A 17632-nucleotide genomic window follows, 5' to 3' on the forward strand; every position below is an offset into this window, starting at 1 on the left:
ATCTCCGGATCGGGTTTTTCGTGAAGCGACGGCAGTCGAACCTCGATGTCGTTGGCGACACCGAGAACGCCCTTGACCCGCTTGGTTGCTTTCTCCGCCTCATATTTCTGGGCGAAGCTGCGCACAAAGCCGCTGAGCGTGACGACCCCACTTTTCACCGCCACTCCGATGTCAGAGGCATCTATGTCCGGATCCCATTTGAGTTCGCTTTCCACATCACGTTTGATGTCGCTATCTGTTGTCATGTCGCGATCCTCCGTATTGAGTGATTAGGCTACGCTGAAGGTGGTTTTGCCTGCGCAGCATTACGAAGCTAGCTCACATGTGCAGCCTCCGACTTGACAGCTATCAGTTTTGGTTGGGAAGACTTCACGGGCGTTAGCCGGAGCAGAACTAAAAATGTCCGCAACCGGGGGACGGTTGCGGACAATATGGCGGGCTCGAGGGGAGGAGAGGCTTAGCCCGCCTGGACAGGAATGCGCTTTGTGTCTGCTTGCACTTCCGGTGACTTTGGAATTACGAGCGTTAACACACCATTTTTGAACGTGGCCTTAGCCGCATCGGGGTCGATTCCGTCGGGAAGAGGCATAATCCGTTCCACGGCGCCATAGGTTCGCTCCCTGACGAGAACGCCGTTTTTCTCCGCTTCACGATCGGACTTCTTCTCTCCGCGGATTGTCAGCAGACCGTCCCTGATCGACACGTCGATGTCCGCGTCGCTCATGCCCGGCAGCTCTGCTGTTACCGTGATTTCCTTGCCACTGTCGCCGACATCCATACGGACGGTGTCTGGTTGCGGCAGTCGATCTAGTGCCGCGAACGGATACGGCACCATCCGCCAGAAATTGTCGAAAGCGCGGTCGACATCCAGTTGAAGCCCGCGCAAGGGGTCCATCGGCGCAGTTCGGGCCGTTACGTCGCGGCCGGAGCCGCCCTGCCATCGAACGAGATCTGTGATTTTCATTGGGATTCCTCCATCATCCCGCCTTGACGCTGATCCTAGCGGCGGGCGACGGCGCCGATTTCGGCAGATTGAGCCGAAGCACGCCGTCCTTGAACACGGCATCGATCTTTGCTGTATCGATAGGCTCCGAGATCGTGAAGCTACGTTCGTAAGTGCCGTCGCGGTACTCGGCGTGAACCAGCGCATAACCTTCGGGCGCACTGGAAACCGATCGTGCTGAAATGCGCAGAACGCGATTGTCCAGGGTGACGTCGAGGCTCTCCGGATCCGCTCCCGGCATGTCGAGCAACATCTGAACGCCGGACGTGGTCTCGATAATGTCGATCGGCGGGACGAAGACAGGCTCGACCCGGGTTGGTTCCGCCGGTACGGTTCCATTGGTTTCGTGGTCGGTCATGGCGGCATCCTCCTCAGGAGCGGCTGACGGTAATCTTGTGCGGCCTGTCTGCCAGCGGCCGTGGCAGATCGAGCCGGAGCACGCCGTGCCGGAACGTCGCCTTGGCGCGGTCTCCGTCGACGCGGAATGGCAAGATGAGGTTACGGGCGAAGGCGCCGCTGATGCGTTCCTGGCGGTGGATGACAGCGTCTTCCGCCAAGGGTTCGGCGGGGCGGCTGCCACGCAACGTAACCGTGTTCTGGTGGACAGCGATATCGAGTTCCTCTGGCACCACGCCAGGTATCTCGGCCGTGATCACGGCTCCGTCCGCCACGGTCCAGATGTTCATCAATGGGTATTCGGGCGGAGCCGCCAGCCGGAGATTGTCCAACGGCCGGCCCATGTCCCTCTGGGCTGAGCGCATCTGGCGCAGCGGATCGTACCAGCGCACCGAGTTCTCGATGTTGTGCAACATGCCAATCTCCCTTCGTGCTCCGGATCAAGCTGCTATGTCTCCTCAAGGTGCATCCATCCCGCGCAGGCGACATTGATGATCGTCAGTTTAGAGCTGCGGAAATTCGTGTAGTTGCCTTTGGTGTCCTGACGTAAGCCACCAGCAGTCTTCATCCCGCCGAGGGAACATTCGCGAAGGACAGGTCTGCAAAGATGCCGACGAGTAGCAGTGATCCCTATGACATCATTGGCGTCAGGCGCGACGCCTCGCAGAACGATATCCAGGCGGCCTATCGCCGCAGGGCAAAGAAACTCCATCCCGATCTCAACCCTGGAAACAAGCAGGCGGAACAGGACTTCAAAAACCTGTCCGCAGCCTACGAGATTCTGCGTGATGAGGAAAAGCGCCGCCGTTTCGACAACGGCGAGATCGATGCGACAGGCGCGGAGAAGCCCCAACGTCGGTACTATCGTGACTTCGCTGATGCCGGCGCGGGTGATTTTTCCTACGAGAACGGCAAAGGCTTCGCGGATCCCGGTGAAGCCGACATCTTTGCTGAGTTCTTCTCCCGCCGCGGGCGTCGGAATTTCAGAATGCCCGGCGCCGACCTGCGTTACTCGATGGAGATCGACTTTATCGAAGCGATCAATGGCGGCACACGCCAGGTGACGCTATCCGACGGACAGACGCTCGAAATCCGTATTCCGCCTGGCGCGCGCGACGGGCAGATTCTCAGGCTGCGCGGCAAGGGCGGTGCTGGCGAAGGTGGAGCGGAGACCGGTGACGCCCTGATCGAGCTCCACGTGCGTCCTCATCCATTCTTTCGGCGCGAGGGTGACGACATCCGCCTGGACCTTCCGATCACGCTTGGCGAGGCCGTTCTTGGTGGAAAGGTTACGGTGCCTACGCCCGCCGGCCCGGTGCTAGCGATCGTGCCGGAGAATTCGTCGAGCGGCAAGACGCTGCGAGTGAAAGGAAAAGGCGCGGCCCGGCGAAACGGTACCCGGGGGGACGTCTACGCAACGCTAAAGATCGTGCTTCCAGAAAGGCCGGACACCGAACTGAAGGCATTCGTGGCCGGCTGGTCGGCCAGCAAGGGATACAATCCCAGGCAAGGGATGGGGGAATAGATCATGGACCATCAAGAGTTTGCCCGAGATCTTCATATCGATATGACAAGGCTGCGCATCTTCATCAACCGGGGCTGGATATCACCGATCATTCAGGACGGTAGGCCAATATTTCGGGAGGTCGACCGTGCACGAGCCGAGCTTATTGCCGATCTCGCCAATGAAATGGGTATCAACGACGACGGCGTCGATGTGGTGCTGAGTCTGGTCGACCAACTTTACAGCCTCCGCTGCGACTTCAGCAACTTGATCGACGCGCTCGAGGCTCAGCCGCAGCGCATTCGCCACCACGTCGTGAAAGACGTAAAAAAAAGCCAAACAGGCTGAGCGTGCGTGGATCGGGTGCTCTGCGCTGAAACATCATATATATCGAGATGTTCGACAGTCTGACTTCAACAGGTCGAGGCTCGGCTGCGCCAATCAAGGGGCGCCGAGCCCGCCGTCCCCGGACCGCGACACCGACCATCGCCGGACGAAGCACCTCGACGATGGTGCCTTCCGCGGCTGTCGTGTCGGAATGCTGGCGAATGGCGTGATGAACGTGCGGGTCGAAAGCCGAGCCGAGCGGATCGATGCGTTGCAATCCATGGCGTGAGAGCGTCGTCAGCAGGTTGGCTTCGGTGGCCTCCACGCCCTTCAGCACTGGATCGATCGCGTCGCGGTCCGAATCCTCTCGCGGCGCACTTTCGATCGCGCGCCGCAGATTGTCGAGCGTATCAAGCAGGTCTCCCGTCAGTTGCGAGGCGGCAAACTTCACCGCCTCCTCGCGCTGGCGCTGCATTTGCTGACGGATGTTCTGCTGCTCGGCCAGGGCGCGCAGCAGCTTATCCTTTGTCTCGGCGAGTTCCGCCTGGAGCACCGCGGATGAACCCTGGTCAGCCACGGTTTCCGAGGCCGGGGTATCGACAACGGGTCCAGATTCTGCGGGTTTCGGCCTGGGCTTTTGTTTATGGTCCGTGTCAACCATGGCGCTGACCGTTCTTGTCTACTTCCTCAAAATCGGCGTCGATGACATCCTCACCCGATGCGGTGCCCGACGACTCGCCGGATCCGGAGGTCGAAGTGCCAGAAGCCTCATGCACCTTGCGCCAAAATTCACAGATGCGATCTGTAAGGCGCTTTTGCTCCTCAAGCTTCAAGCGTTCGCGTTCGACGCGCCGCTCTTCACGAGGAGTGGCAATGGCGGCGCGTTCGGCCTGCTTTGCCATTCCGGCGGTTCCGCCTGGGTCTTTGCCGCTCGGTAGGAATTCAGGAGAGCAGCTTTGGCGTCAGCTGATGCAGCGCGGCGGTCAAGAAACTCCGCTATTTCTAGCGTTCTTCATTCTTGTCCCCCATGGCAATCGTTGCAGAGGTCAGCGCGCTCTTTCGCGTTTGGCGATTCCGGCCCCGATGTTGTCGACAAGCTCTTGGACAGCTCCTTGGCAGTCGAGCCTCTCGCAACCGATGTGTCTTGGCATCTCGGGCCCGAGCTGTAGATTCCAGCTCTTCCTGCGCGGTCTTTGGATAAGAATTGCGTTTGGACGCTGCTGAAGGCGATATCGCCCGCTGTCGGCTGTGTGAGTCTGCAGTTGGAACCGCGATAAGCTCGGCGAGCAGCCGAAACGAAAAAGGCCAGGCAAAAACGCCTTCCATGGTGAAATGGCTTCCGGCAGTGCCAGTACATCCGTGGTCAAAGGGAAGCGGATTCCGATTTATGCGGACTGCAGATTGCAGGCCGACATCTTGCCCGACTTCATGCTGCGCTCGAGCTCGAAGCCAACCTTTTGGCCTTCGACGAGTTCGCGCATTGCTGCACGCTCGACAGCAGAGATGTGAACGAACGCGTCAGCGCCGCCGTTGTCGGGTTGGATGAAGCCGAAGCCTTTGGTGGAATTGAACCATTTAACTGTGCCGGTGGTCATGATGAACCCTTTCAAAGCATAGAATGAAAAACCGCGAAGCCGATGCCGCGCGGGTGTGAACCGACTATATTTGAAACGGAAGTTCGCTTAAAGCGCGGTGCCAATCGCGCGGTGAACAAAGCTCGGCAAGCAAAAGATCGATGATGCATCTGTAGGGTAACGAGAGCGGCGGTTCAGCGGGTTGCAATCGAAGATGGCATGTTTCGTTTGGTGAGTTTGGCTGAGTCTCCCAGCAGGAAGGCGAGGTTTTCACCGTCGGCCCCAGCGAACGTAACGACGCGGGCCAGATCCAGGCGCTGGACGTCAAGGCCGGCGATCGAATCCTGTTCGGCAAATGGTCGGGCACCAAAATCAAGATCCGTGGCGAGGATCTGCTGATCATGAAGCAAAGCGACGTCATGGGATCATCGAGGCCCACGCGGAGCAAAGAAAGTCGCCTGAGGAGTTGAAGACATGGCTGCGAAAGAAGTCTAACTCCACGCCGACGCGCCTGAACGTATGCTGCGTGGGTCGATGTGCTTTCGAACGCCGTCAAGGTGCTCGGTCCGAAGGGCCGCAACGTGATTAAAGACAAGTCGTTCGACGCCCCGCGCATCACCAAGGACGGCATATCGGTCGCCAAGGAAATCGAGCTGGAAGACAAGCTCGAGAACATGAGGCCGCAAAAACGTTAGCCACGACCGCCGCCTGGTGACTGGCTGCGGTCAATACCTCAGAACTCAATCGTTGGGATTGTGGTCCACAAGAAGGCCCTGCAAGCGGCCGCTCCCGCTTGCGATGGTTGTGTCTTTGAACAACCGCGATACGAGGCGCGGTCGCGATCCTTGCCTCTCATCGATGAGGAGGAATGACATTCTCTTTATCTCGATCGTGATCACGCCTGCATTGTCATGACGACGATATTTGCCGGAATCCACCGTATAAAATCCATTTTCCGCCGCCCAGGCGGCTATCATATCCGCGTTCATCAAGATCCCGCTTTAGGAGGTGCGAACGTGCTTTTCTCTAGCTGTCCCGCTCGTGCAAATCACTTTGCAGTCGTAAGGATACCGTAATAGAAACGCTCCAATCCAGCCAAATCGGTCCACAATTGCAGTTCCCGCTTAGGTGTTGCGAGAAAGACTCGAATGAATGGTCCGAATCGGTACGGCTCAGCCGAGGTCCTACCCCTTAGTGCTTGAGAGGTTCGAACCGACCTCCCTGCCTTGAAGGACGGGGGACGGCACGCACCGCCCGCGCACGTCAGCGAGACTCGGCTCGCTGTCAACGCTACGGTCACGCCCGCCCTCGCAAATGAGCGTTACAAAGGTGGAGCTATTGGCGAACTCTAATCGTGAACCGCATTGACGGGCGTCATTTAAGGCGGATCGCTTCGCTGCTAATGTTTCCGCGGTGTCGGAGGAAGCAACTACGAATATATGTATCCCCAGTGCAACTCAGGCTCCGAATGTACTGTTCCAACCGTGGGTTGGTCCCTTCAACCTGCGGCATCGCATCGTCATGGCGCCACTGACGCGCTCGCGGGCCCGCCATCCGGGCAGCGCTGGCGGTGAGCGCCGACAGCTTGCTCTCAAAGGCGGGAGCTTGTGCCACTTCGCCGGCAAAACGGCGCCCACTACACCAGGAAGAGGTCGCTTACTCAACACAGAAAGGAACTCGATCATGGCAGAAGACACCCTCAAAGGACTCAATGTGGCCATCCTGGTCACCGACGGCTTCGAGGAGGTCGAACTCACCGGGCCACGCAAAGCTCTGGATGAAGCCGGCGCCACGACCAAGATCGTATCGCCCAAACATCAACACGTACGGGCGTGGAATTTCACGGACTGGAGCATAGAGTTGCCGGTCGATGTGGAACTTGATCAGGCCAAGCCGGAAGATTTCGACGCTCTGCTGCTGCCGGGCGGCGTTATCAACCCGGATTCGCTTCGCATTGACTCGAAGGCGGTTGGCTTCGCGAAGGCCTTCTTCGATGCCGGAAAGCCAGTTGCAGCGATCTGCCATGGTCCCTGGACCGTGATCGAGACTGGCGCGGCGCGCGGCCGACGCATGACTTCATGGCCCTCGCTCAAAACCGACATCAAGAACGCCGGCGCAGACTGGGTGGACCAGGAAGTGGTTGTGGACAAGGGGTTGGTCACGAGCCGCAGTCCCGATGATCTTCCGGCATTCAACCGGGAGACGATCAAGCTGTTCAGTGGAGCTGGTGGGCACCGCCATGCCGCATAATGCCAGGTCCACTGGACGGATCAGCAGGCGGCAGCTCGGTCCGCTGCATCGCGAGGTCAGCATTATCGGCCAGGGGACCTGGTACATCGAGGAAGGCGACCCCGCCTCCGCGATCGCCGCGTTGCAACGAGGCATCGATCTCGGAATGAACCACATCGACACCGCGGAGATGTATGGCACCGGCGCCACCGAGGAACTGGTCGGCAACGCCATCGCGGGCCGACGAGATGAGGTATTCCTGGTCTCGAAGGTGCTGCCACAGAACGCCACTCGACTGGGGACGAAGATCGCTTGCGAGAGATCGCTCACCCGCCTCAAGACCGACCGGCTGGATTGCTACCTGCTGCACTGGCGCGGATCGTATCCGCTGGAAGACACGTTTGCGGCTTTCGAGGCGCTCTGTAAGGAGGGCAAGATACTCTCCTATGGCGTGAGCAACTTCGACGTTCCGGATCTTGAAAAGGCATGCGAGATTGCCGGCGAATCGAGCATTGCCTGCAATCAGGTGCTCTACCATTTGCAGGAGCGCGCGATCGAACATGCCGTATTGCCCTGGTGCGAGCAGCACCGTCTCGCCGTCACCGCGTATAGTCCGTTCGGGCACGGCGATTTTCCAGGCAATTACACACCCGGCGGGCGCCTGCTCGCGGATATCGCGAAGGCGCATGATGCGACCACGCGCCAGGTCGCGCTTGCATTTCTGACGCGGGGGCCTTGGGTCTTCGCGATCCCCAAAGCGTCCAGCGTCGAGCATGTCGAAGAGAATGCCGGCGCGTCCGGTATACATTTGTCGCAGGCCGAGATCGCGCGGATCGATGCCGCCTTCCCGCGTGGTCCGCGTCGCCGCGGGCTGCCAATGATTTGACGGTCAAACCAGAGGGCTCGGCCAGCGAGGGCCTGCCGATGTCGCTCTTAGTTGTTCAGGGCCAAGGCGCAACGATCGAATGGCAACTTAACAGTCAACAAACTTCGGACGTCGCATCCATACTGACGGTTATCAAGGTTGGCCGATGCCTTCTCCGCTTATTCTGCTTCACCGCAAATGTTTCAGCGGCAAAACCCACGTCATCGCCCCAAGGAGATTAGTTATGCCAGCAAGCAATCGTGCGATCACTTTCTTGGAACCACACAAGATGGAACTCCAGGACAAAGGATACCCGAAGCTCGAGGACCCGCAGGGTAGGAAGATCGAGCACGCAGTCATCCTCAAGATCATTACGACAAACATCTGCGGCAGCGACCTGCATATCTATAACGGCCGCTTCGCGGCCCCGCAGGGGATGCTGATGGGGCATGAGAACACCGGCGAGGTAGTTGAGGTGGGCTCGCATGTCGAGCGCATCAAGGTCGGCGATGTCTGCTCCGTGCCCTTCAACGTGTCTTGTGGCACATGCCGGAACTGCAGGGAACGCCATACGGAAGTATGCCTCAATGCGAACGAAGAACTCGGCTTTTGTGGCGCTTACGGCTTCAATCTCGGCGGCTGGCAGGGCGGCCAAGCCGAATATATGCTGGTACCATGGGCGGACTTCCAGTTGCTGAAATTCCCCGACAAGGACCAGGCAATCGAAAAGATCAGGGACCTCACCCTGCTCTCCGATATTTTGCCCACAGGTTATCATGGCTGTGTCGTGGCGCGGGTTGGAACGGGCTCCACCGTGTACATTGCCGGCGCCGGGCCGGTCGGTCGCTGCGCGGCTGCGAGCGCGCAGCTTCTTGGAGCGTCTTGCATCATTGTCGGCGACCATAACGAGGCGAGGCGCGATCTGGTGAAAAAAGCCGGCTACGAGGTCGTGGATCCGTCAAGCACCACCCCCGTCGCCGATCAGATTGAGAAACTCCTCGGCACGGGCTCTCGCTGGGTCGACGCGTCTGTCGATTGTGTCGGCCTCGAGTGCCACGGGTATGGGCCGGACGGCAGCTCCGAGAACGTGGAGGAAGCCGTCATCAACACATTAATGGAAGTGACCAAGCCTGCCGGCGCCATGGGTATCCCCGGCGTCTACACTAATTTGGATCCCGGTGCTCGCACAGAACTCAACAAGAAAGGCTACATGGCCCTGGGCTTTCCCGCAGCCTGGGTAAAATCGCCCACATTCACCGCCGGTCAATGTCCCGTCATGCACTACAACCGCGATCTGATGATGGCCATCCTGTGGGACAGGATGCCTTACCTGACACCGCTTATAAACACCGAAGTGATATCGCTAGAACGGGCAGTCGAGGCATATCAAATCTTCAATGACGGATCGCCCAAAAAATTCGTGATCGATCCGCACAACATGACCAAGCTGATGTCGACCGGTTGAACTGGCGAGCGCCGGAAGATTGACGCCGAGCGCCCCCGCGATAGCGCGACCCGGCCCGTGGGCTGCCAAAGCCTCGAATCGATGAAGCCCCGGGGCAGCCCACACTATCGCGACGCCGAGCGGATCGATGGCGACCATTGTCGTCGAAACGTTGCCCTGATGCCATGAACTCTCCTCAACCGGTCTGTGCGAATGATGGAAACCAACAAGCCTCGGTCTCAAGAAGCGGCAAACGAGCCTCCGCGGGGCTTCGTGCGCGTGCGTGGAGCACGCGAGCACAATTTGAAGAGCATCGATCTCGTCATTCCGCGCGATGCCCTTGTGGTGTTCACCGGCGTCTCCGGCTCGGGAAAGTCGTCGCTGGCCTTTGGTACGCTCTACGCGGAGGCGCAGCGGCGCTATCTCGAGTCGGTGTCGCCTTATGCGCGGCGTTTGTTTCATCAGATGGCGGTTCCCGAGGTCGACGAAATCGATGGCCTGCCCCCGGCCGTGGCCTTGCAGCAGCAGCGCGGCTCGCCTTCCACGCGCTCTTCCGTCGGCAGCGTGACGACGCTTTCTAACCTCCTTCGGATGCTCTACTCGCGCGCTGGCAATTATCCCCGACACCAAGTACATCTCGATTCCGAGGCTTTCTCGCCCAACACGCCGGCGGGAGCCTGTCCCCGATGCCATGGACTCGGTCGGGTCTACGAGGCGACCGAAGGCTCGATGGTGCCGGATGATTCCAAAAGCATTCGCGAGCGCGCCATTGCCGCCTGGCCGCCCGCCTGGCATGGCGGCAACCTGCGCGACATGCTGACTACGCTGGGCTATGACGTCGATCGTCCATGGCGAGAGCTGCCGAAGGAAGCCCGCGACTGGATCCTCTACACCGACGAGCAGCCGGTGGTCCCGGTCTACATCGGGTATGACGCGGACGAGGCGCGACGGGCGATCAGGCGCAAGGAGGAGCCCAGTTACCGCGGCAATTTCTCCAGCGCCAGGCGATATGTGTTAAACACCTTTGCCACCACTCAAAGCGCGTCGATCAAGAAACGGGTGGCGCGCTACATGGTGAGCACCGAATGCCCGCTCTGTCACGGCAAGCGGCTTCGCCGCGAAGCGCTTTCCGTCAAGTTCGCCAGCTTCAATATTGCCGACATTTCGCGGATCCCACTGGCAAGGCTCGCTGACCTCCTGCGCCCCTATGCGGAGGCCACCGCCGCTACCCTGACCAAGCTGAAGGCGCAGCATCCGGAGAAGGCGTTGGTAGTGCAGCGGATCGCCGAGGACCTCGGCGGCCGGCTCGCGGTTCTGCTCGACCTCGGACTTGGCTATCTTTCACTGGAGAGAAGCACCCCGACGCTGTCACCGGGCGAACTGCAGCGCCTGCGACTTGCAACCCAAGTGCGGTCCAATCTGTTCGGCGTCGTCTACATGCTCGACGAGCCCTCAGCCGGACTGCATCCCGCGGACACGGAGGCGCTGATGACGGCGCTCGATCGATTGAAAGCCTCCGGCAATTCGCTGTTCGTGGTCGAACACGAGATCGATGTGATCCGCCATGCGGATTGGATCGTCGACGTCGGCCCGGGCGCCGGCGACCGCGGTGGCCGCGTGCTCTACAGCGGTCCGCTGCAAGGGTTCGAGCAGGCAGAGCAATCGCAAACTCGCCGCTACCTGTTCGACCACACTATTGTGTCAGACCGAACGCCGCGCCCACCCAGGGGCTGGTTGCGGCTGCGCGGGGTCAACTGCAACAACATCCATGGGCTCAATGTCGATTTTCCGTTGGGAGCATTTACCACCGTGACTGGCGTTTCCGGTTCGGGCAAGTCGAGCTTGGTGAGCCAGGTCCTGGTGGAATTGATTGCAAAGCAGCTCGGCCATCCCATCCCCTCGATCGATGATGAAGACGACGGGCTCGAGCGGACTGCCGTGACGACACCGCGCGGTCGGATCGCGAGCGGGGCGGAGGACGTCAAGCGCCTGGTGGTCGTCGACCAGAAAGCGATCGGACGCACACCACGGTCCAATCTCGCGACGTACACGGGGCTGTTCGACCACATTCGCAAAATTTTCGCGGCGACGAAGTCGGCGCGCGCCCGTCACTATGACGCTGGACGCTTTTCCTTCAATGTTGCCAAGGGCCGTTGCGAGACCTGCGAGGGAGAAGGCTTTGTTTTCGTCGAATTGATGTTCTTGCCCAGCGTCTATGCACCGTGTCCAACCTGTCATGGCGCTCGCTTCAACGCGCAAACCTTGGACATCGAATATCGCGAAAAGAACATCGCCGCAGTTCTGGGAATGACGGTAGATGCCGCCTACGCCTTCTTTGCCGAGGAGGCGCAAGTGCGCCGATTCCTCAATGTGCTGCGGCAGGTTGGCCTCGGCTATTTGCGACTTGGCCAGCCGGCCACGGAGCTTTCCGGCGGCGAGGCACAGCGGATCAAGCTTGCCTCCGAGCTCCAGCGGCCTCAGCGCGGCGCCACGCTCTACGTCCTCGACGAGCCCACCACAGGACTACACCCGGCTGACGTTGAGAGGCTCGTCGCGCAACTCGACGGGCTCGTCGAATCTGGCAATACCGTCATCGTGGTGGAGCACGACATGCGTGTCGCCGCCGGCAGCGACTGGGTCATGGATATCGGCCCTGGGGCAGGCGAGGAAGGCGGCCGTGTAGTGGCGTTCGGCACGCCAGCCGAGGTCGCGGGGTCGTCCATAAGCCGCACAGCACCATATCTGTCGCGGTTCACGGCCCCGGCCTGCGGCCGAGCTTGAGCCGGTCCAGTAGCAGCGCGCGAATTGAGATCGTCTCCTAGAACGGCCAATCGGGCGCCCCCGAATTGGAGGCGCTGAACGAGGTGATCGAACAGGGCAGATGGTCGCGCCGATCGGGGCGGAGTTGCGTTGGATCAAGCGGTGCGAGCGCATCAACTCGTCGCTGCCGGCCACGTGCTCTGAAAAATCGTCCTGCCGTTCAGCCGGCTCCATCGCGCGTTCCAGTGAACGGTCCCGTTCCCCTTTGCCGCGCGTCCCCTAGAATTGACCGTCGTCAATGCGTTGCGGCGTGCATCGCGCTAGTAAAACCTCAGTGGTGCCGTCAGAAGACGATCCGATACGCGCGGCGGGCCCCGGCATCGACTTGGGCACGAGCTGATAGACACGGCAGATAATTTCGCCGACCTGCTTGTCGCACCAAGGCCGCGCGATCGAGGCCGTGAGATGAACCGGTGAGGATATATGATGCCGAAGGTCGATCCAAGCGATGAGAGGATGTTTCCAAAATTCTCGGGGGCGGAAATCGATCGGCTTTGTCGGTTCGGCTACCAGCAGCGCTACAGCAAGGGCCAACCGCTGTTCCTGACAGGAGAGATCGCCCCCGGCATGTTTCTGCTCAAGAGCGGTCGCGCCCAAGTGACGCGGCGCGACCCGCTTGGACATCTCGCTCCGATCGTGGAAGAGACTGCAGGTGATTTCGTCGCCGAAGTGGAACAGCTTTCCGGTCGGCCGGCGCTGGTCGACGTTCACGCGGTCGACGATATCGAGGCCGTTGTCATTCGGGCCGAGAACCTGCGCGGCGTCATGATCGCGGAGCCCGAGCTTGGCGACCGGATCATGCGCGCCTTGATTCTGCGCCGCATCTTCCTTATTGAGGCGGGCGCCGGCGGACCCGCGCTGATCGGGTCCGAGGACGCTCCCGATGTCGTGCGGCTGCAAGGCTTCCTCGCCCGGAACGCCTACCCCTATCAGGTGCTCGATCCTGCGAGGGATCGCGAGGCCGCTGATCTCATCGACAAATATGCGCCGGATCCGAGCGACCTTCCACTGGCGGTGTGTCCCAAGGGCACAATTCTCAAGAACCCTAGTGAGGCAGACCTGGCACGCGCCCTTGGAATGGTACGGAGGGACGGTCGAGACCGGACGTACGACGTCGCCATCGTCGGGGCTGGCCCCGCCGGTCTTGCGACCGCCGTCTACGCGGCGTCCGAGGGGCTTTCGATCGTGGTCTTTGACGCACACGCGTTCGGTGGGCAGGCCGGGGCGAGTGCGCGCATCGAGAACTACCTCGGGTTCCCGACCGGCATATCTGGCCGGGACCTCGCCGGGCGAGCCTATGTACAGGCGCAAAAATTCGGCGCCGAAATGGCGATCCCGTCCGCCATCGCACGCCTCGACTGCGATCAAAATCCGCTGATGCTGGAATTCGCGGACGGGGCTCTGACCAAGGCTTCGGCCGTGGTGATTGCGTCCGGCGCACGCTACCGTCGGCTCGACATCCCCAATCTAAGCGAGTTCGAAGGACGAGGCGTGTGGTATTGGGCCTCGCCCATCGAGGCAAGGCTTTGCCGGCGCGAAGAAATCGTCCTTGTCGGAGGCGGCAACTCCGCGGGGCAGGCCGCCGTGTTCTTGCGCGACTACGCCGCCAAGATCTGGCTGGTTGTGCGTGGGGCAAGCCTGTCCGAAAGCATGTCCCAATATCTCATTGACCGGATACATGCGGCCAGCACCATCGAGGTGCTGACGAACACGGAGGTTATCGCGCTCTGCGGTTCACCGCAACGACAGCTTGAGCGCATCCGGTGGCGCAACCGCGTTTCAGGTGAGGAAACGGAAAGGCAAGTTCGGCATATGTTTTTGTTCCTCGGAGCCGAGCCGGAGTCTGGGTGGCTGCACGGCTGCGTTTCTCTCGACGCCAAAGGCTTCGTGCAGACGGGTGCGAGCGTGCAACAGGCGATCCCCTCCGCAATCGACGGCGCAGAACCGCTCTCACTGCAATCCAGCATCCCCGGCGTCTTCGCGGTCGGCGACGTGCGTTCCGGCTCGGTCAAACGCGTCGGCGCCGCGATCGGCGAAGGAGCCGAAGTCGTGGCCCAGTTGCATACCTATCTCACCGGTAAGGCGAAGGGCGCCGCCGTTTGCGCCCCGTCCGCCGCCGAGCTCCCGACCGTCTCTCCGCCTTCAACGCGGTAATTCTCCGCCCTTGTCGCGGCCCGACATATCAACGCCAGACAACGCCGGCTCGTTTCCTTGACGTGCAACACGATCTGGTGGAGTTTCAACGAGACGGAAGCGAGTTAACCGTGTTGGCATCGAAGGCCGGCCCGGCATGAACGCAGTTGCCAGCGCCAGAGCGGCGGCGGCTATCGAACGCGCTACCGTCCATCCGGATACAGCCGAGAGCCATGTTGTAGCGGCTGAGTTTGCGACCGTCGCGGCGACCGACGATCATTGGCGTTCACACACTCTCGGCACCGCCCAGGTTCGGGTCTCTTTATCATTGCCCGGCAAGCCTCCGAAGAAGCGGCTCACGGGAGACGGCGATCTCGTAGAGCATGGAGGCGCTCACGCGTTCCTCCTGGATCATATTTCTCGAATGCTGAAAGCTGATGCCTATGGATCGGGCAAGGCCGGGCTTGCGAAAACCGCCCAACTGGACGCGCGACCGCGATCTGCATGCCAACATGCGCATCGGCTGGATCACAGCGGGTAGGTCTTGGCTTAGCAATACCGTAAGAGCAGGAGGCTATTTCGATTCCGACAATGCTTTTGCGTCTTGTCATTCCCGGAATGTGAGTGTGTCGAGATACGCCGTCAGGAACTCAGCAAAATTTCCGAATGCTTGGGGAGTTTGCAGGACTGCGCAAAATGGCATGGGCGCCTTCACCTCGGCGCTACATCCGACTTCAACTCGAGGGCGGGACGTGCGGCATCTGCAAAGAATGGACAGCAGGTGTGTCGCGCAACTGGATAATCGAACATAGGTCAGATATGTTTTGCCGACGGCGCGACGAACCCTTCAAAAGCCTATGTCGAGCGCGATTGAGTGGAAAGATCAAGGCCGCGCCACAATAACACTGACGAAGTCATGCGCACAGAAAATCAGAAGATACTATCGCGGCGCGCCTTATGGCGTTCCTCGATTAGGGGGCGGCAGGTCTGCTCGACCGCCTTTACTGCAAGATCAAGCCTCTTCTTCAAAGCGTCTCCCTCCATTTCTCCCCAACCGATCGCGGCCTCCCATTGATCGCGTTCTTGTTCTCGTCCGGCTGGCTTCTGGCCATGGGTGCGGACCAAATTGCGGGCCGCATCGACAATTTCGTTGTGAATTGCCCTTATCTCGTCGAACGGGCGCGCAGCCTCTTCTCCGAAGTAAGCCATGAAGCGGTATCGGCTGGCCCGGAGCTCGGAGAAGACTTGGCTTTCCTTCGTCAAGCGGTCCACGGGGGCGATGATCTCGCTCTTTTCGGGCTCATCATCGTCCTGTCCAATTTCTGGTCGATCAGTCTCATCTTGATCGGCATCTGACGCCGGAAATCGCGCCCATGTCAGAATGTCCCTGGTCCGATAGAACCCCGCCAAAACCTCTTCCGCCAATTCAGCCTTCCGCCTGCCGACCGTTTCGGCCCTCCATGCATTGAGCCCGCGCATCCCGGCCCAGCCAGCCAGAAGGGCCGCCATGCCGGTCATTAGATTGGCCCATGCGGAAATCCATTCAGGTGACACGACCGACCTTCCGTGCGTACGTTTCGATAAGGCCCATACGTTTCTATCTGCGTTCCGTTTGCCGCCTGTTGGCGTTTGCAGAAGAGACGAAACGCTCAATTATCCAGTTGCGCATGCGTCCGCGTGACGACGTCTTCGCCTCGGTGGCAATTCCATCAACAGTTCAGCCTAGGCTTGGCAATACCGTATAGATGCGCGTTATAAATGCAAGGAATTCTGCCACATAGCTGCGGAGGGATGACGTCAGTTTCACTGGGCAAGTGCGCTCTCGGCGTGCTGGTTGGATCAGGGCGCCGACCCGGTGACCGCCTTCCTGTGTGTCTCTATTGAAGCGCCCGGTCCAGAGATATGCATCCTCTGGCACCGCTACTTCGAGTTGCCGGCTTTTCATCACCTTCTCGACGTCGATGCCGGCGTTGCGCAACCGCTGACAGTGATCGTCCTTGTGGTGATCGGATGGTCCCACCAAAGGGAATGGGCTGGGGCGTCGACTTCATATCAGTCTCCAGGATCCGAGGGTTTGTCCTTATGCCGGATTTCCGCCATGGCTTTTTGTTGCTCTGGCCAAGCCAGGAGGTCCGCCATTTGGAGTGCAAGCCGATCAAGCGGAGCATGATCGAACTCGCTCTCTACCTGCGCTTTGCGAAAGTGCGTCGAGAGCACGCCCCAGAGACGGCCATTGCTGCTGATCAGCGGGGTCGATTGCACGGCAGCAATGCCGTCGGCGCTCATCATGTCGAGCTCAACAGTGCCCACAAACAGGTAACTCGTCGAGACGTCTTCGACAAACACACGCATGCGCCTCGTGAGCGCCGCAGCGCAAGTGGTGTTGGTGTCGCGACGCACGATGCTGAAAAAGCTCTCGGCTTTGCTGGAGAAACCGCGGCTGGCAACAAGTTTAAGGCAGTCGGTACTTTCGTCAAAGCGTTGCAGAGTGCCCATGTCGGCGCCCGTTATGGCGATCGCGATATCTAGAGCCGGGAATAGGTCCAGACCAAGACTCCTGGAGTTTTTTAGCCGCTGTAGGGCCACGTCAATGCTTTGCCCAATCGCACCGTCGATGGGCTCCTTGAGTTTTGCCACCGTCGTGCCTCCGAGAGCTCCGCTGCGTGCGGCCGAGCAAGGCCGAAAATGCAAAGGGGGGATTGCCGCCTAAGCCATTAAGCGATTTTTCGTAATTGTCATGGTTGTCGTGAACGCCAGGAGAATCTGACGACCGTCCATGCGCATGTGCCGTCTGCGAAGAACATTCCCCCGTTGCGCGCCATGCGGCCAAGGTGCGTGAATCGCGGTCTCAGCCGTCAGCACCAGAAGCCGTCGCGCACTTGACGTCGCCAATTGGAAAGCTGGTTTGCTACAACGCCGTTACGGCCCGCGACATCCACTGCTCGCACACCAGGCTCAAGGCTTTCCGCTACAATGCGAGCCTTTACATCATCCGGCCAACGCCGGTTACCGCGACGGGGCTCAACGACGTCATCGCGACCAACAAATCCATCATCCAATTCAGCTTCCAGATACGCTTGGAACCCTTCGCAGCTATGCTCAAAAAGCGGCGGACAATTACGTCCTCAGTGATCTCGGTTAAACATCAATCGCTGTTCCGGTGAGATGAGGTCGATTGAGGCGTGACAGCTAGAGCATGGGTATCGTTACTGCGAGAATAACGACCAATCCGGCCGTCACGAGACATGTTTCAATTAGAAACAACGCCACTTGCCGTCCGGTCATGCCTGGGAAAGCGGATTTCACTGAAGCGTCTCCTTGAAAAAAATTTCCAATG

The 17632-nt window shown here is 59.9% G+C and carries 16 protein-coding genes and 4 pseudogenes; 9 read left to right on the forward strand and 11 right to left on the reverse strand.

Going from position 1 to position 17632, the window contains the following annotated elements; translation table 11 throughout:
- From FHT76_RS36955 to FHT76_RS36970, 4 genes are all read right to left on the reverse strand, one after another.
- A partial coding sequence (locus FHT76_RS36955; protein WP_259186562.1) for a BON domain-containing protein occupies positions 1–245 on the reverse strand: 245 nt, incomplete at its 3' end.
- Positions 246–457: 212 nt separating this feature from the next.
- Complete coding sequence (locus FHT76_RS36960; protein WP_259186564.1) at positions 458–964, reverse strand: Hsp20/alpha crystallin family protein; 507 nt, start codon at positions 962–964, stop codon at positions 458–460.
- Between the two features lie 13 nt (positions 965–977).
- Positions 978–1361, reverse strand: coding sequence for an Hsp20/alpha crystallin family protein (locus FHT76_RS36965; RefSeq protein WP_259131172.1), 384 nt, complete (start codon positions 1359–1361; stop codon positions 978–980).
- 13 nt (positions 1362–1374) lie between these two features.
- The gene (locus FHT76_RS36970) at positions 1375–1815 is read right to left on the reverse strand and encodes an Hsp20/alpha crystallin family protein (protein ID WP_183759032.1); all 441 of its coding nucleotides are present in this window, start codon (positions 1813–1815) and stop codon (positions 1375–1377) included.
- A gap of 191 nt (positions 1816–2006) precedes the next feature.
- On the opposite strand from FHT76_RS36970, the gene FHT76_RS36975 reads away from it, so the two are divergent.
- Positions 2007–2924, forward strand: a complete 918-nt coding sequence (locus FHT76_RS36975; RefSeq protein ID WP_183759030.1) for a DnaJ C-terminal domain-containing protein — start codon at positions 2007–2009, stop codon at positions 2922–2924.
- A gap of 42 nt (positions 2925–2966) precedes the next feature.
- Positions 2967–3251: a hypothetical protein gene (locus FHT76_RS41540; RefSeq protein ID WP_405049324.1), complete on the forward strand. Its 285-nt coding sequence runs from the start codon at positions 2967–2969 to the stop codon at positions 3249–3251.
- Here FHT76_RS41540 and FHT76_RS36985 read toward each other — a convergent pair.
- From FHT76_RS36985 to FHT76_RS36995, 3 genes and pseudogenes are all read right to left on the reverse strand, one after another.
- Positions 3163–3807, reverse strand: a complete 645-nt coding sequence (locus FHT76_RS36985) for a nucleotide exchange factor GrpE (protein ID WP_259131176.1) — start codon at positions 3805–3807, stop codon at positions 3163–3165. The genes FHT76_RS41540 and FHT76_RS36985 overlap by 89 nt on opposite strands.
- Positions 3808–4039: 232 nt before the next feature.
- Positions 4040–4246, reverse strand: a pseudogene (locus FHT76_RS36990) (DUF6481 family protein); the annotation flags it as partial.
- Between the two features lie 369 nt (positions 4247–4615).
- Complete coding sequence (locus FHT76_RS36995) at positions 4616–4825, reverse strand: cold-shock protein (protein ID WP_259131178.1); 210 nt, start codon at positions 4823–4825, stop codon at positions 4616–4618.
- Positions 4826–5058: 233 nt separating this feature from the next.
- Between FHT76_RS36995 and FHT76_RS37000 the strand changes: the two are divergent.
- Both FHT76_RS37000 and groEL read left to right on the forward strand, forming a co-directional pair.
- A pseudogene (locus FHT76_RS37000) lies at positions 5059–5229 on the forward strand (co-chaperone GroES); the annotation flags it as partial.
- 94 nt (positions 5230–5323) lie between these two features.
- Positions 5324–5490 (forward strand): annotated as a pseudogene (gene groEL, locus FHT76_RS37005) (chaperonin GroEL); the annotation flags it as partial.
- 54 nt (positions 5491–5544) lie between these two features.
- Here the strand turns inward: groEL and FHT76_RS37010 are convergent.
- On the reverse strand, positions 5545–5793 hold the full coding sequence (locus tag FHT76_RS37010; protein ID WP_259131180.1) for a hypothetical protein: 249 nt from the start codon (positions 5791–5793) through the stop codon (positions 5545–5547).
- 694 nt (positions 5794–6487) lie between these two features.
- Here FHT76_RS37010 and FHT76_RS37015 point away from each other — a divergent pair.
- From FHT76_RS37015 to FHT76_RS37035, 5 genes are all read left to right on the forward strand, one after another.
- Positions 6488–7054 (forward strand): type 1 glutamine amidotransferase domain-containing protein, encoded by a 567-nt coding sequence (locus FHT76_RS37015; protein WP_183759023.1) that lies wholly within the window; start codon positions 6488–6490, stop codon positions 7052–7054.
- Between the two features lie 19 nt (positions 7055–7073).
- Positions 7074–7919, forward strand: coding sequence for an aldo/keto reductase (locus FHT76_RS37020; RefSeq protein ID WP_405049325.1), 846 nt, complete (start codon positions 7074–7076; stop codon positions 7917–7919).
- 223 nt (positions 7920–8142) lie between these two features.
- On the forward strand, positions 8143–9363 hold the full coding sequence (locus FHT76_RS37025; RefSeq protein ID WP_183759019.1) for a glutathione-independent formaldehyde dehydrogenase: 1221 nt from the start codon (positions 8143–8145) through the stop codon (positions 9361–9363).
- 192 nt (positions 9364–9555) lie between these two features.
- A complete protein-coding gene (locus FHT76_RS37030; protein ID WP_259131185.1) occupies positions 9556–12123 on the forward strand; it encodes an excinuclease ABC subunit UvrA in 2568 nt (855 codons plus the stop codon).
- A gap of 462 nt (positions 12124–12585) precedes the next feature.
- Positions 12586–14316 (forward strand): FAD-dependent oxidoreductase, encoded by a 1731-nt coding sequence (locus FHT76_RS37035; protein ID WP_259186567.1) that lies wholly within the window; start codon positions 12586–12588, stop codon positions 14314–14316.
- A 909-nt stretch (positions 14317–15225) separates the two neighbouring features.
- On the opposite strand, the gene FHT76_RS37040 is transcribed toward FHT76_RS37035, so the two are convergent.
- From FHT76_RS37040 to FHT76_RS37050, 3 genes and pseudogenes are all read right to left on the reverse strand, one after another.
- Positions 15226–15849: a hypothetical protein gene (locus FHT76_RS37040; protein ID WP_259131189.1), complete on the reverse strand. Its 624-nt coding sequence runs from the start codon at positions 15847–15849 to the stop codon at positions 15226–15228.
- Between the two features lie 498 nt (positions 15850–16347).
- Positions 16348–16932, reverse strand: a complete 585-nt coding sequence (locus tag FHT76_RS37045) for a GAF domain-containing protein (RefSeq protein WP_259131190.1) — start codon at positions 16930–16932, stop codon at positions 16348–16350.
- Positions 16933–17162: 230 nt separating this feature from the next.
- Positions 17163–17354 (reverse strand): annotated as a pseudogene (locus FHT76_RS37050) (transposase); the annotation flags it as partial.
- Positions 17355–17632: the final 278 nt, after the last annotated feature.

The organism is Rhizobium sp. BK176, assembly GCF_024808055.1.

Excerpts from the sequence above, each read along its gene's own strand:
- FHT76_RS37035 (WP_259186567.1), top strand. The coding sequence starts at position 12,586 with ATGATGCCGAAGGTCGATCCAAGCGATGAGAGGATGTTTCCAAAATTC.
- FHT76_RS36975 (WP_183759030.1), top strand. The coding sequence starts at position 2,007 with ATGCCGACGAGTAGCAGTGATCCCTATGACATCATTGGCGTCAGGCGC.
- FHT76_RS37025 (WP_183759019.1), top strand. The coding sequence starts at position 8,143 with ATGCCAGCAAGCAATCGTGCGATCACTTTCTTGGAACCACACAAGATG.
- FHT76_RS36965 (WP_259131172.1), bottom strand. The coding sequence starts at position 1,361 with ATGACCGACCACGAAACCAATGGAACCGTACCGGCGGAACCAACCCGG.
- FHT76_RS41540 (WP_405049324.1), top strand. The coding sequence starts at position 2,967 with ATGACAAGGCTGCGCATCTTCATCAACCGGGGCTGGATATCACCGATC.
- FHT76_RS36970 (WP_183759032.1), bottom strand. The coding sequence starts at position 1,815 with ATGTTGCACAACATCGAGAACTCGGTGCGCTGGTACGATCCGCTGCGC.
- FHT76_RS37010 (WP_259131180.1), bottom strand. The coding sequence starts at position 5,793 with ATGAACGCGGATATGATAGCCGCCTGGGCGGCGGAAAATGGATTTTAT.
- FHT76_RS37030 (WP_259131185.1), top strand. The coding sequence starts at position 9,556 with ATGATGGAAACCAACAAGCCTCGGTCTCAAGAAGCGGCAAACGAGCCT.
- FHT76_RS37015 (WP_183759023.1), top strand. The coding sequence starts at position 6,488 with ATGGCAGAAGACACCCTCAAAGGACTCAATGTGGCCATCCTGGTCACC.
- FHT76_RS36995 (WP_259131178.1), bottom strand. The coding sequence starts at position 4,825 with ATGACCACCGGCACAGTTAAATGGTTCAATTCCACCAAAGGCTTCGGC.
- FHT76_RS36960 (WP_259186564.1), bottom strand. The coding sequence starts at position 964 with ATGAAAATCACAGATCTCGTTCGATGGCAGGGCGGCTCCGGCCGCGAC.